The organism is Melioribacteraceae bacterium, assembly GCA_019638015.1.
Lineage (GTDB): Bacteria > Bacteroidota > Ignavibacteria > Ignavibacteriales > Melioribacteraceae > JAHBUP01.
In genome coordinates, this window is the sequence record JAHBUP010000001.1 from 2,321,272 (window position 1) to 2,336,111 (window position 14,840).

The 14,840-nt window shown below is 31.9% G+C and carries 11 protein-coding genes; all 11 read right to left on the minus strand.

Annotated features, from left to right (window positions below; genetic code table 11):
• Window positions 1-308: 308 nt before the first annotated feature.
• The gene (locus KF816_09940; GenBank protein MBX3008334.1) at window positions 309-1,055 is read right to left on the minus strand and encodes a YjbH domain-containing protein; all 747 of its coding nucleotides are present in this window, start codon (window positions 1,053-1,055) and stop codon (window positions 309-311) included.
• A gap of 56 nt (window positions 1,056-1,111) precedes the next feature.
• Complete coding sequence (locus tag KF816_09945; protein MBX3008335.1) at window positions 1,112-2,932, minus strand: sugar transferase; 1,821 nt, start codon at window positions 2,930-2,932, stop codon at window positions 1,112-1,114.
• Window positions 2,933-3,205: 273 nt separating this feature from the next.
• On the minus strand, window positions 3,206-4,366 hold the full coding sequence (wecB, locus tag KF816_09950; protein ID MBX3008336.1) for a UDP-N-acetylglucosamine 2-epimerase (non-hydrolyzing): 1,161 nt from the start codon (window positions 4,364-4,366) through the stop codon (window positions 3,206-3,208).
• A gap of 124 nt (window positions 4,367-4,490) precedes the next feature.
• The gene (locus KF816_09955) at window positions 4,491-5,306 is read right to left on the minus strand and encodes a hypothetical protein (protein ID MBX3008337.1); all 816 of its coding nucleotides are present in this window, start codon (window positions 5,304-5,306) and stop codon (window positions 4,491-4,493) included.
• A gap of 86 nt (window positions 5,307-5,392) precedes the next feature.
• On the minus strand, window positions 5,393-6,319 hold the full coding sequence (locus KF816_09960) for a polysaccharide deacetylase family protein (protein MBX3008338.1): 927 nt from the start codon (window positions 6,317-6,319) through the stop codon (window positions 5,393-5,395).
• Entirely contained in the window at window positions 6,312-7,367 is a 1,056-nt protein-coding gene (locus KF816_09965) for a DUF354 domain-containing protein (GenBank protein MBX3008339.1), read from the minus strand. Before KF816_09965 ends, KF816_09960 begins: the two co-directional genes overlap by 8 nt.
• Window positions 7,364-8,509, minus strand: coding sequence for a hypothetical protein (locus KF816_09970; GenBank protein MBX3008340.1), 1,146 nt, complete (start codon window positions 8,507-8,509; stop codon window positions 7,364-7,366). The genes KF816_09965 and KF816_09970 overlap by 4 nt, the downstream gene beginning before the upstream one ends.
• Window positions 8,509-10,635 (minus strand): bi-domain-containing oxidoreductase, encoded by a 2,127-nt coding sequence (locus tag KF816_09975; GenBank protein ID MBX3008341.1) that lies wholly within the window; start codon window positions 10,633-10,635, stop codon window positions 8,509-8,511. Before KF816_09975 ends, KF816_09970 begins: the two co-directional genes overlap by 1 nt.
• A gap of 19 nt (window positions 10,636-10,654) precedes the next feature.
• Window positions 10,655-12,520: an asparagine synthase (glutamine-hydrolyzing) gene (gene asnB, locus KF816_09980; GenBank protein MBX3008342.1), complete on the minus strand. Its 1,866-nt coding sequence runs from the start codon at window positions 12,518-12,520 to the stop codon at window positions 10,655-10,657.
• A 1-nt stretch (window position 12,521) separates the two neighbouring features.
• A complete protein-coding gene (locus KF816_09985) occupies window positions 12,522-13,472 on the minus strand; it encodes a glycosyltransferase family 4 protein (protein MBX3008343.1) in 951 nt (316 codons plus the stop codon).
• A 220-nt stretch (window positions 13,473-13,692) separates the two neighbouring features.
• Entirely contained in the window at window positions 13,693-14,763 is a 1,071-nt protein-coding gene (locus tag KF816_09990; protein ID MBX3008344.1) for a hypothetical protein, read from the minus strand.
• Window positions 14,764-14,840 lie beyond the last annotated feature (77 nt).

Below are 14,840 nucleotides of genomic sequence, written 5' to 3' on the forward strand. Positions count from 1 at the left end.
GGAATAACAATTCCGGGCATCTCGAGTTTATCGAGAGAGGAGACTCGCTTGACATGTCTCGATTACTATGTGCAATAGCCTTCTAACTCGACATGACAACAATCACCTTTAATATAATCGTGTCATTTCGAAGGAGTGCAATCTTCTTTCAATCAAGACGACTGAGAAATCATTAACACCCTTGCAGCATCAGGATTTCTCGTCCGCTAATAATACCCAAGTGCAGTGCGGACTCGAAATGACAGTATGAGTTAGTAGAAGCATTACGGAATGAAACGATGAGAGTCTGCCGGTGGAAGTAAGGAATATTAGAGAGTGAATGAAAATGCGAGGTTACCGGAGAAGGCGTCGAAGCCCTGGAGCCCTCCCATGATTTGTACAGTATTGAATAAAATTAGCTTTAACGCCCCGTTCAATCTTTCAGCGTCGTGTTCAATGATTAAGCTTAGATCGGTACGAAGATATCTCTGAAGATTAAAAGTTAATTCCATACCACCGAAAGCACCGATGAATTCATAATCGGCGGCTTTAATTATATCTGAACCGTAACCGGCTGTGAGTGAAAAGTTTTTGAAAAAAGAACCAATAGGGATATTTTTTGAAGCGACGAGATATGTTGAATTAAAGTGGTTAGCAGAAACAAGAGTGCTGTAGGGGTTTTGTAAACCAAGGGTAACATTCGGGATAAAATTCCCCTCTTTGATTATTAAGAATTTAGCGCTTAAAATCCTATCCATTACGTGGCTGGTGTAATCTGAATCTATTTTCCGAGAAATGCGAATGGATACTTCTGTTCTGGGTATGAACCCTAAAGTGATATAAGCTCCAAACACATGATCTTGATAATTTGAATAAAGTTGATATTTCTTATTATAAAAGGAAGCCCCTGCTGTAATAATGCCGTCATCCGCAACTTCAGCCGTCGGAGTTCTGAACATCCCGGATAGACCTGATAATGACTGCCCCTCAATAATAGCAACGTTGAGGGAAAAAAGTATTATGGATAAGATGCACTTAAAATGTTTGTTAACACTTATGACTTTAAGTTTGATCAAAATTTTATTCCAATCTGCCTTTTAAAAAACTATGAATTAGTTATTGGGAAACAACTTTACCCGCTTCTTGCTTTTTTAATTAGGATATTATTAGCGGCAAGGAAGAAGTATTTAATATCTGTTAATATTGGGTTTTTCTCATAGCTGTCCAAATATTTTTCTTCTGAAGCCATAATTTCCTCAAGAGACTGTGGAAGATCCACGTAAAAAGGAGGTACTAAACCCGGTTTGAATTTCTTTCTTCTCTCACGCAGTTGTTGTGAATATAAACTTAGATAATGGTCTGATAGTGGACGCACACCGACCAATTTTAATTCCCCCTTAAAGAAGTTTATGAACATCGGGAATTCATCTAGCCATAACTTGCGCATGACCTTACCCCAACCTGTAATTCTAAAATCATCTTGAAACTTTCCACCGGCTTTCAGATTCCCCAAATCGAAAACAAATTTCTGCAGGTATTCAGAGTAGGGGTGCATTGTTCTCATTTTGTAAACATTAATTTTTCTCCCCTCTTTCCCGGTTCTTTTTAGTTTTATTAGGGGGCCGTATGAGGGGCTTTCCCCTTTTTTAGGGTTGTCCCCTTTTTTCGCGATGAAATAGATAAAGTTATTTATTTCTCTGAGATTTATTATTGAAAAACCGCAGTAGTGTAATCTTCCGAGACATTCTGCCAGTGAAATTGCTCTATTTTTACCTTTAGAAAACGCAAAATATACTTTCTGAAAAAATGGAATTTTCGCAAAAGCTCTATTCCAAAGAAAATCAAAAAAGTAAAAAAAGCGGGCAAGATAATAGGGATACTTATTTTTGTAGCGTCTGAATCTTAGGTTGAGGGGTTCAATCCTGCCAACAAAAACTCCACCATTAACCAATCTTTTATTTATCTCGATTAGATAATGATTTATTCTACGCATATCATTTATTTCATGGAGATTGAGGTAGAATTCATAGCTGTTATTTGGTAGTACTTCTACGTTATATGTATCGGCTGAACGGATCATTACAGCGCGCCTAATATCAAACGAGGTGAGTTCAATGCTCTCCTCAATAAACTTAAATACGGGGAGGTAATGACGCAGATAAATTGATCCAAGCTGTTCTTGCAGGTAAGGATTGAAGGGATTTCCATTTGGAATACTATATTTTTCAGACTTACTCTCAATTTTTTCTACTACCTCTGTTTCTATTTCAGGAGTGGCGCGAAGAAGTTTTGTTTTCACAGCATCGGTAGTTTCCGGAGTCTGGATTATAAATAAAACTGAAAAAAGAGTTAGTGAACCAATTGAATAGACTATAGATATAATGAAGGGCATTAGGGAGAAATTATAATCATACTTGAGCATAAATGTAGCGAATGCCATAAGAGAAATAAATATAATAGCGGATTTAAATAAAGAGTAAAAGTAATCCCAATACTTTACTTTTTGCAATGGTGAGTATTGATGCACAAAGAAAGATGTAAAGAACCAGACGGGCAATAAGATGATTATCAATAGCAGATCTTTAGCAAATAAATCGGGGCGGAAATAATAGTAAACATAAAAGATAAGAGAGAGTAGCAGAACAAGGAAATAGGTGAAAGTAGAGAGGGAAAAGCGGAATTTAATTCTTACTTCCCTATTGATTTTTAATGTATAGTTGAAGTATATGAATATCAATTCTAAAATAAATGAAAGGAAAAGAGTACCGGCAATTAATATTCTTGAAGGGGCAAATGAAGAGATAGAGATAAAAATTATTGATAGGATACCCGTATTAAGAATGAAGGCATTAAAATAGCGTTTAAATATTTGAGTAAAATCGCTTATTTCTTTTAGCTGAGAAAATTTGCCAAGAAGAAAAGAGGAGAAGAAGGAGGTGGTCATGTAGAGCACAAACTCCAAATTATTACTAAGCAAATAACTTAGGCTAAAATCTTTATATAGAGAAACCGCAATAAATGATACTAAATGGATTAAGAATAGTATAAAAAATGTATGTAACTTTTTAATGGGCATTATTGTAATAGATTTTATAAAAATATGGATTTTGAGATTTTTCTTACAAAAGGAGGGGTAGATCTCAAAATAAATAGTTCAAATAAAGATACTTCCGTCAAAATATGGAATTCTTTAAAAATGGGTGTGTAAATAATCTTGTGTAAATGATTAATAATCCAATTTGTAATTTAATATGGCATTTAAACAGCGGTCCGCGGTGTGACCATCCCATAATTCGGGACGTACCGGATTTCTTTCGAGTATAATTGTTTTGTAAAATTCTTCTCTAATTCTCTCAATATTATTGCCTACCAGAACACTAACACCCCCATGCTCTCTTAATGTAATGGGCCTTTCTGTATTCCATCTTAATGTTAAACAGGGAGTACCTAAGACTGTACACTCTTCCTGCAAACCACCACTATCAGTTAATACTAACTTTGCGGACATATTTAGTCGAAGCATTTCTAGATAGCCGATAGGTTTTGTTAATACTATTCTGTCATTAGTGAGAACATTATTTAATAATCCATGTTCCTTCAACTTGTTTTCTGTACGAGGATGCAATGGCCAGATGACCTTAAAATTAGATGTGACTTCAGAACAAATAAATGAAACAATTTGACTAAGAACCGTACTATCATCAACATTTGAGGGACGGTGTAGTGTTATTACACAATACTCATTCTCCTCTATCTGGGGATTTCTGTTGAGATCAATAAATTTATTATCTGCTAAAATTTTTGAAATTAAAAGTTTAGAGGCACTGGCTCTATTTTGATCAAGTGAATCAATCATTATATTTCCTACAAAACAAATCTTGCTAGCTTCGACTCCTTCTTTGATGAGGTTTGTTATAGATATCCGGTCAGGAGTCAATAAGAGGTCTGAGATTCTGTCGGTGACGAGTCTATTAATCTCTTCCGGCATATGCATGTCGCCGGATCTTAAACCTGCTTCGATATGACAACATTTGATCCATTCTTTTTTAGCTGTTACTGAACAGGCCAGGGTTGCGTTTACATCTCCCACAACAACTACCCAGTCAGGTTTATACTCTTTTAATACTTTCTCAAACTCAATCATTGTATGCCCAACCTGTTCCGCATGTGACCCAGAACCAACACCAAGATTAATATCAGCCTGTGGAATGTTTAACTGATCAAAAAATGCTTTAGACATATTATCATCATAATGCTGCCCAGTATGCACTAACAAGTGATCGATAGTATTTTCTTTTTTAACGACATTGAATTTCTTGACAGCTTTTATGAACGGTCCGATTTTTATAAAGTTGGGGCGAGCACCTACTACTGATATTATTTTCAATGCGTCTCCTCTAAATACAATTTTCTTTTCTATTTCAATCTTGTTGGATAGATCAAAATAAATGATGAAGTTATCTGGATTTCAGCGAATGCTGTATTAATCTTGGTAAATAAAATTAAATTAGCTAAAATATTTGATAGCTACTAAAAATCCCTAGAATTTTCCTCTTTCTATATTCCCAAGCTTCTTTGAGTGTTGGTGTCGTATTATAAGTTGCTAATGATTCATCATTTTTAATAAAACGATTATTATTTTTCTCGAGTTTATCTAATGCCTCGAGTAATGCTACTGGAGCTAATTCATAATTCTTTTTTACAATAGAATTAAAATTATCACTATTTTCAATGGTGAATCTTTTTTGTACAATTATATCACCTGCATCAAGTTCTTCAGTTACAAAGTGGATTGAAACTCCAGTCTCCTTTTCACCTTTAAATAATACCCAAAATGGAGTTAATCTACCTCTATTTCGTGGAAGTAAAGCATTGTGTCTGTTTATAACACCAATTTTAGGAATCGAAAGTAATTCACTTTTTAAAATATTCTGGCTTTGATTTATAATAATATCAATATTGAGTTGCCGAAGTTCATCAAGAAAATGCTCATTATTAGGTGTTTTAATTTCCCATGTTTTTATACCATTAACCTGTGCAATTCTATTTATTGTTGGATCTAGGAATATACTTGGGAGAATAGAATGAAGCTTTTTTCTAATTTTATGAGAAATAGTTGCAAAAGAATTTTTTGTAAAATTATAAAAGCCCATTATCAAAAGAAGAGAAAATACATATTCATATTTCGATTTGTTCTTTTGAATTGTGAGTCTGTCACCTTTTGAGATTGCTAAACCTACAATGTCATCCTTTCTTGCTTCAATAATTTTTGAGATGAATGATTTTGTTTGAACCGGATCATCCATTGTTATTATAAATATATTCATAAACTTTTTATTACCTCTAAATCACCCTAACTCACTCTCCGAGCAAGCATGATATGCAACTTGATAAGAGTGGGATTTGAGATTGGCTAAATCAATTGGTTTTCTATACAATATTGTTTGACTGTAGTAAACTTATATCCTCGATCTTTGTAGAATTGGATTTCTTTTTTGTAGAGTGGTATAGCAGCAGGACCTAAGTTTTTTATTTTTAGATGTGAACGGAGCCAATCTTTCAGAAAAAAGTCGATTGGATTTTTTGAGCGTTTGTTTACAATTCTTATTTCATCAGATTCATCGATAAATTCATTAGGATGGACATCAAATACAACAGGTTTATTATTAAGCTTACTTTCAAAATTTATACCGTGTCTTTGAAGTGCGGTTATTGTTGGGAAAATTCTCATTGTTGTACCTACGTAAGGCAGGAAAAGAGCTGAAAGTGGAACTTCGACCAAATCACTATTGCCTTTCTTAAAGATATTATTCGGATCTACTTTGTATGGTAAACGAGGGGCAGTGAACCATTTTAGTTTTTTAAAGCCACCAAAAGACAAAAAGAAATCAAATCTTTGTGATGCAACGGAGCTATCGATTTTATGCCCGGTTTCGATCAATGCTCTTACAGTTTCATTATTGACTCTTAATGCAGGTGCTCTAAACGAAATTACTTCTTGACCAGATATATCCTCAAGCAATTTTTTTGTTTCTTCTAAATGTCTTTTCTGTTTCTCAAACGGCATTACATCAAATCCGTTTTCAGGCAAATGTGATTTACCATGAGAAGCAACTTCATGACCATCTTTAATTATCATCTTTACGACATCAGGAAAGAGCTTTGCAATATAGCCCGTAAAATAGAACGTAGATATTATATTGAATTCATTGTAAATATCCAATAAAATCGGCATTCCTTCTTCTAATACTTTAAGTCCTGTTTCGTCCCGGAGGGTGTTTAACCAGATTGAGGTGGTTTCTACATCATTTGTAAAAAGGCAATGTCGGCGTTTATTCATTTATATAATTTTCTATAAAATCAGAGAGAAATACCGCATAATCTAATTTTTCACTTAGCATAATTTCTCTTCTCTTCTCCCACTCAGTCTTATTAATATCTTTTGAGATTACAGAATCAATTATATCAAATAATTTGTTTCCTTCATTTGGTTTTATTCCCCAGCCAAGTTTATATTTATTTTCCAACTCATCTAAATAACTAATTCTACCAACAAAATCATTGATCCTTATGAAAGGTGTTCCTAAAACTCCGGCTTCGGCTGCCATTGTTTGACTATCACCAATGTATAATTTTGTATAAGCTAGTAAATGGTGCATGTCAAAGGGATTGACTAATAATCTATACGTATTTAAACTCTCACCTATGTCTCTTTCAGTTGTAATAAATACTTTACCATAATCTCTTAATCGATTTACAATTTCCAAGGCGAGCTTATCATTAATTCCTTCAATTCCTTCATCATGATGAGCAGATAACTTTGCAAATCGTAACACAAAGAAAGGATCGTCCATATTAAAATATTTTTCCACAACCTTTTTATTGGGCTCAAAATGATTCGGATGCAGATAGGCCAACTCATGATAACTATTATATTTTACACACTTAAAATCCCAACGACCGGTTCTGCAAACATCCGGACAAAGTATTTTTGTAGCGAACCTATATCCGAGGTTTGCAGTTTGTTGAATTATATCAAAATCATCTTCGTTTACAATTATGTTGCTGATACCCAACGGTTTTGATGCTAGAGAAATAATTATAGATGTTCCTATAACTAGTGAAGGTTTTTCCTGCTTTAATATTTTGTACAAAGAAATGCTTTTTTCTAGAAATTGTAAAATTAAATCTGATTTATGGACTATTTTTTTTCTAGATTTCAACTTTCTCGATATTGCTTTGAATTCAGATTCATTAATCAACTCGTCTAAAATATCTTTATCATTATAGGTTATACGTACATAAATCTCTTTACTAATTAAATTTTTTATTACATTCTTAAAGAGATGAAAATGAGCAGGGTGAGCTAAATGGAACAATATCTTCATATATTCTTCGCCAGCAATTTTGATAACGCAACAAACATCCACGCATTTGACCATCGCATGAATGAAGTTTTTATTTGATAATTTTTGAATTTCCTGAAATAAAAATACCCACTTCTACTTTGCATATTTTTTATTAAAAATATTGCAGTTTTTTCTGCCATGACTAAATCACCAAACCTTGTTAGTGTTAATAGAGATTGACCACCCGCTGTACAGTCAACAGGATAATTATTATTATTATAAAACTTTGGTAAACCCGAATATTCAAAAAAAGAATCTATATAATATTTATACCCTTTTTCTAAGCTATTGCCAAATGAATCATCACCAGTACATTTGATATAGTCATCTAAGCAATCGAGTATGTAACCTGTATGATAGTTATCAACTTTCAATCTTTTATAAGAATAACACCATGAACCATCACTATTTTGATTCTCAACAACATATTTTACTGCGTCACGAGCAGTTTTCTTTATTTCTTCGTTTTTAGTTATTGAATAGACCTGACTTAATAAACGTGCTCCTTTCATTGAAGCATTATAAACTTTTTGTTTATCAAACGGAGAGTAAGAGAAACAAAAGGAATCATTTTCACATGTTCTAAATAAATCTTTCAATACAAATTCAGAAGCGCTAATACAATGATCAATTGCTTTTTGGTTGTTTGTAATTTTGTAATATTCAAAGAGTCCGTTAGTAATTATTCCTGTGGCAACAACTGTTGGCTGATTAGCCGGGATTTTTGCGTTTTTTGCTTCCCATGGGAAATCATACCCCCAACATGTTCCACTGAAACCCGAAGGGATTAATTTCTCTAATTCATTAATTAGGTATTCTGCTTTTTTGATGTATTCGTTTTTTTTAGTTGGGAAAATCTTACTAAGATAACCAAAAGCTTGAATACACAAACCCAAAGTTACCGGGTTATAACCTTTAGTAATCCCAAGCAATGGTCTAAGATTTATCGGTGATCTTTTAACTAATTGCTGAATTCCGAATCTTAAAGCCTTATTGTTATTAAATATAGGTAAATTAAAAAGAGAGGATTTTAAAGCGTCGTACGGATCATACCCTCTATAATTTTCAACCTCTATATATTTTTCAAGTTTTCGTAAAGAAATTTTAACTAAATCTGACATTAACACCTAATTACAGAATTCGTTTTTATTGATTCAATTACATTGAAAGTTACTCTGGAAGTATGAAATATTTCGTCAGCCTTTATGGGAGCAGGTTTTCCATTTTTGATTGAATCTATAAAAAGTTCTATTTCCTTTTTATGTCCTTTATTTTGTGAAGAAATTTTATCCTTTTTCACCCTTTCAGTATAACTCTCAAGTTCCTTAAAATCTTTCAATAAATATGTATTACCTGCATAAAAAACTTCGAGATACTCTTTTTCTAATTTTTTACTCCCATTTGAGAAATATGAGATAGAAGCTATACTACCATTCTCAAACGTTAATTGAATATTTAGTGTATCGCTTAAATTCTCTTGACTCCCTAATAATGCAGAATAAACGGAATTAATATTACTGCCTGATAAAAACAAAGTAAGATCAATAAAATGGCAAACTTCACCAATAATTCTTCCGCCACCTATTTCTAAATCCTGAGTCCAATGATCTTTTGGAATATAACCTGCGTTTATGCGATAATTAATTGCTTTGGGTACAGAATCATTTAGTCTCTCTTTTAATTGAGTTATCTGGGGAGCAAATCTACGATTATAACCTAGCATTAATTTTGCACCAGAAGAGTTGTAAACGTCAATTATTTGGTCTAATTCCCTTTCGTTTAAGCAAAGAGGTTTCTCAACAAAAACATTTTTTTTGTTTTGCAGACCATTAATTACATTTTCAGCATGCAAATTATGACGAGTTGTAATAAAAATTGTATTTATACTTTTGTCATTGAATACTTCTTCAGCAACAGTAGCTGCATTGTCAAAACCGAATTTTTGTGCGACGCTTCTTGATGTATGTCCATGACCAGTAACGACTGTAACTTTATTTGCATAATTTGGAATATTGGGTAATATCATATTTTGAGCAAATGAACCAGCACCAATAAAACCAATATTAACATCAGTTTCTATATAGCTTTTTCTTTCACATACAATTACTTTTTTTTCATAAGAAACTTCGTTTGGATATTTTAATACTATTCCATTGAAAGGCACTGTTTTGTTAAGAATAATTTCATAAGCAGAAGGAGCATCTTGAAAATCAAATTGATGTGTTATTAATTTTTCTAATAATATTTTGCCAGCTTTTAAGAGCTCAATAAACGTCTGCATATTTCTATTTTCGGTCCAACGTACGTATCCAATTGGATAGTCAATTCCCTTTTCTTCATAATTATTATCATATCTGCCTGGACCATAAGAACAAGACATACGAAGATCCAGTTCTTTTTTATAATAATGCTCTCTGTTAAAACCAGTTGACACTGCACCTACTATAACAACTTTGCCTTTTTGTCTTGAAATGCGCCCCGCCAATTCAACAGGATCAGTTGAAGAAGTTCCTGCTGTTATTATAACAGCGTCAGCACCAAAACCACTTGTATAGCTTTTAATAATTTGCTCAATACCATCACTGTTTCTGTTAATTGCAAAAGAAGCACCACACCTTTTTGCTAATTGAACTTGGTTTTCACTAATATCAACTCCAATTGATTTGATACCTGCGGCATTTAATATTTGTATTGTTAATTGCCCAATGAGACCCAGGCCAATTACAACGCAGCTTTCGCCAAGTTTTACTTCCGACTGCCTAACACCCTGCATAGCTATAGACGCAACAGTTGTAAATGCTGCATGTTTTAAATCAATTGACTTGTCAACTTTTACGCATAAATTTACTGGTACTGAAATGATCTCAGAATGGGATGCTCCACTTCCACCGCAAGCAACAAAGTCACCCACCTCATAACCAGCAACACTTTCGCCTACTTCAATTACTACCCCAGAAGAACTATAACCTAATGGTGAAAGTGCTTCTAATTTGTTCATCACCATTTCATAAGTTTTTTTTATACCCTGAGTTTTAACTGTATCCAGAACCATCTTAACTTCTTTTTGCCGAGACTTTGCTTTGGCTATGTAACCTTTACGTGCATCTGACACAGTCTTACCTTCGGTACCGGCACTAATTATGGAATAATGGTTTTTTACAAGGATATATCCTTTCTGTAAAATTGGAGAGGGAACTTCAGTAAGTTCCATTTTACCGTCTTTTAAGTTTTGAGTTAGTTGGCGCATTTTTTTTACTCAGTTTGTATCATAAGAGGTGAGTTTTATACCAGGATTGGAATGAAATTATTGCATAAAGTATTGCCGAGTTATCTTCTAAGCCTAATATGTGATTATCAATAAGCTTTTTAATATGTGCTGTGTTAAAGAAATGAAATGATGAGAGGAAATCAAAATCAATCAACCCAGCAATTTTCTCTCTCTTCTTAAATATACTCCTTAAAGGCATACCAAAACCGGCCTTCCGTCTATATAGAATATCATTTGGTATTTTTCCTTCAAATGCCGATTTTAATACTACTTTCTGCTTACCCATAGCACTTAATTTATAATTACGCGGTAAGCTTATTACAAACTCTACTAATCTATGATCCATAAATGGAACTCTACCCTCAACACTATTTGCCATACACATTCGATCTAGGTAATGTAAATTTTTTACAAGAAAATTCTCGAGCTCGAATTTTTGCATATTTGTAAAGGGATCATTATCGTTATCAAAATATTCTTCAAAAACTTTTATAGCATTTTGATTTGGGGTATTCATTACATTATATGAATTTTCAAAATCACCCACTATTGAATATAACCCATATTTATAATTTGGGAAGCTATAATACTTTCCTATTTTCTTTAAAAATCTTTTATAGCCCTTAAAATATCCTCGACCTTGTTTTACATTTTTTAGAGTACTTAGGATAATATCATTTATGAATTGTGGCGACTTATCAAAATAATTTGATATCAAAGTAAGTAGGTGGTTCCCATATCCAAGAAAAAACTCATCAGCTCCCATTCCTGATAATAATACTGTTGAAGTTTTGGCTGCCTCTTTGGTAATCAGATAAGATGGAATTTGTGAGCCATCTGCAATAAGATCATCAGAATAGTAATTTGTAAGGTTAATCAAATCTATGTTTGCTTCATCGGTACTTATATCTATTTGTTGAAGGTTGAGATTCCAAGCTTTTGCCAATTTTGAAGCGTAAAAATAATCCGAGCTTGTTCCCTCTTCTATGAGATCGTTTTTATTTTTTTTTGCAGAATAATGAATAATTTTCTCATGATCTTTCATATAATATACAATTGCAGATGAATCAACACCACCTGAAAAAAAAGTACCAACAGGGACATCCGAAATTAACCTTTTTTCTACTGAGTCTTTTAATAGACTATATACTTCGTTTTTAGCATCGTTAAAATTAATTCTTTTATTGGTGTTAAAAGATGGGTTCCAGTAACACATATGTTCAGCTTTATCATCATAAATATTATATCTAATATAATGTCCGGGAGTTATTCTATAAATATCTTCAAATAATGTTTTATTTTGCGGAACATACTTAAAAACAAAGTAATTCATTAATTGTTCTTCTGTTATCCCTTTATTTAGCTCTGCTGCTAAAAATGATTTAAGCTCTGAAGCAAAAAAGAAAGTGTTTGTGTCCTTAAAAAAATAAAGAGGTTTTACTCCAAATCTATCTCTATAAAGAAGAAGTTTATTGTCACGCTTGTCATAAATTGCAATTGCAAAATCTCCATTTAATTTGTGGACAAAGGTTTCTCCATATTTTATATATAATTTTATTATTACTTCGGTGTCACTATTTGAATTAAATTTAAATTCTTGAAGATATTTAGTCCTAAGATCCAAAAAATTATATATTTCTCCATTATATACAATTATAACATTTTTATCATCTGAAAGCATTGGTTGATGACCTGAAGCTGAAAGGTCGAGAATGCTTAAGCGTTTATGACCAAGAAAAACATTTTTATTATTCTCAAAATAATTGTACTTACCTTCATCATCCGGACCACGGTGGGATAATGTGGATAATAACTTTACATCATTATATTTAGTATTAGATACATAACCTATTATTCCACACATATTAATATTCTTTAATAACTTGATTGAAGATATGTTGCACTCTTTGAGCAACTATATTTGACCAAAATTTATTCTTTGCGTACAAATAATTATTTTGACTTATTGAATTATACAAATCTACATCACTTATTATTCTTTTTATTTCGCTACTAATATAAATTGGGTTATAATTTTCTATTAAGACACCGTTTAATTTATCTTTAAACACAGAGGCTATACCACCAACATTAGTTGTTATAACCGGAAGGCCAAATGCCATTGCTTCAAGAACCGCATTTGGCATACCTTCAAAATCGGACAAAAACAAAAATATGGAAGCCTCTTCGAAAAGCTGTTTTTTTTCATCCCTTTCAACAAATCCTTTTATTTCTACATCTTTAATTTTTTGCTCCCGCACAAGATTTTTCAAATTGTCTAATTCTGCACCATCACCAGCAAAAATAAGTTTGAATTCTGGATTTTCTTTTTTTAATAAAGTATATATTTCTAAAATTTTAAATACTCCTTTAGTTTTTTCAATTCTTGAAACAAATAGAATAGTTTTATATTTATTAATAATTCTAGAGTTAATTTGTTTAACTATATCAAAATTGCTAACCAGTTCAAAATCCACCAAGGTAGTCTCTAAAAACAATTTATTATTATATCCATTTTTTTTAAAATAGCTAATATTTCTTTCAACAAGATCTATTATAGCATCCGCCCTAAAGAAGATAGTTTGAAACATTTTCAAATATAGACCGGATAGATTATTTACAAAATTATCATCCCACCCTCGAAAAAATACTATAACTTTTCTACGCCATAATTTTGCTATTATTATAAATAAACCATCTCTAACTACTGAATAAGGATAAAAGGCAGTGGTAGTTTGGACTAATGATATATCGTTAACAAGAATTATTTTTATGAACTTGAAATAATCCAATACAATTCTTTTCAATTCAACCAACTTATTTGATCTATTTGGCCAATTTCGAGAACCTCTTGCAAAGTATACAATATTATCTGGTAAATGCTTTTTAATGGAGGAATAATAATTTGTTATACCGCCCCTGGCTTCAGGGCCTGGGGTAAGAATTAATATATTTTTATCGCCCTTAATATTACTATTCCAATTTGTTTAATATAAAAAGTGTTTTTAATTGCATTACTTTAACAAATAAATTCTATTATATTTTTTTAGCTGAAAGAGTCCAATACGGGGCAATTATCAAAGATTTGGTTTTGAATATTCTAATTATCAAGTTTAAAATAGAAGAAATAAAATTTTTAATAATATTTTGAGGCTTCCCATAAAACCCGGGCAATACTTCTACTTGGAAATTTAATTTCATCATCAAATCTTTTATTTCAAATGGGTTCATAAAGTTTTCAACCCAATATCCACTATATGGATCACATGTATTTGTTTTATGTTTTATAACTGGTGGTAATATTTTTTGTTTAAGATAAAGATCAACTGTTTTCTTAATTTCAATATCAATTAGCCCCCTAGTAACTTTAGATAATTGTTCTATCTCAATGCTTGACAAATTATTATTATACGAAGAAATTATTTCTTTTCTTAATTCAAAATAAGGCTTCCCATCACCAAATAGTTTTGTATTGGGATCACCATATTCTGCAATTATTTGAAGAGGTATAATAGTTCTTCTAGTAAAAGGATTGTACTGATTTGCTCCGGTAGACATCAATATTAAGAAACCTCTATCTGAGAATTCTGATAACCGAAATATTAATTTTTTCATATCATATACATGCTCAATAGTGTTGTAAGAAACTAAAGCATGACAATGAATTAAATTATCATTAAGGTAAACAGTAAGTGCATCAATATCGCCAGCAATATAATGTTCAGATTGCAATCCTAATTTTAATCCAATTGCTTTTGCATCTAATGTCCATTTTTCATTAATGTCATTATAAATTACAGTACCAATACCATATTGTTTGCATAAAAGACCAAACATTCCAGTTCCACCTCCATGGTCTATTATGGTGATATCTTCTTTAGTGTAATTTAAATTTGAAAGCACATATGATAATTGATAGGAATATTTTACAAGGTTAGTTCGTAAATGTTCTTTTTTATTACTAAAATATTTTCTAATATCGCTCCCAATGTCAATTGTGTCTAAGTCAAATAATCTTAATTTGTTATATAATATTTCAGAAGCTAAGTTGATATCATGCATAATTCTTTTATTTAAATATTTACCAAATGTGTAATTGAATTTCATATTATTGTTAACCTCATTCATTCTTCTATTTTCAAAAAGTAATTTCTAATTGAAACTGCACTAGTAAGTTTTAATAA

Coding starts and splice junctions, on each gene's coding strand:
- KF816_09955 (MBX3008337.1), bottom strand. CDS start 5,306: ATGAATATATTTATAATAACAATGGATGATCCGGTTCAAACAAAATCA.
- KF816_09960 (MBX3008338.1), bottom strand. CDS start 6,319: ATGAATAAACGCCGACATTGCCTTTTTACAAATGATGTAGAAACCACC.
- KF816_09965 (MBX3008339.1), bottom strand. CDS start 7,367: ATGAAGATATTGTTCCATTTAGCTCACCCTGCTCATTTTCATCTCTTT.
- KF816_09970 (MBX3008340.1), bottom strand. CDS start 8,509: ATGTCAGATTTAGTTAAAATTTCTTTACGAAAACTTGAAAAATATATA.
- KF816_09975 (MBX3008341.1), bottom strand. CDS start 10,635: ATGCGCCAACTAACTCAAAACTTAAAAGACGGTAAAATGGAACTTACT.
- asnB (MBX3008342.1), bottom strand. CDS start 12,520: ATGTGTGGAATAATAGGTTATGTATCTAATACTAAATATAATGATGTA.
- KF816_09990 (MBX3008344.1), bottom strand. CDS start 14,763: ATGAAATTCAATTACACATTTGGTAAATATTTAAATAAAAGAATTATG.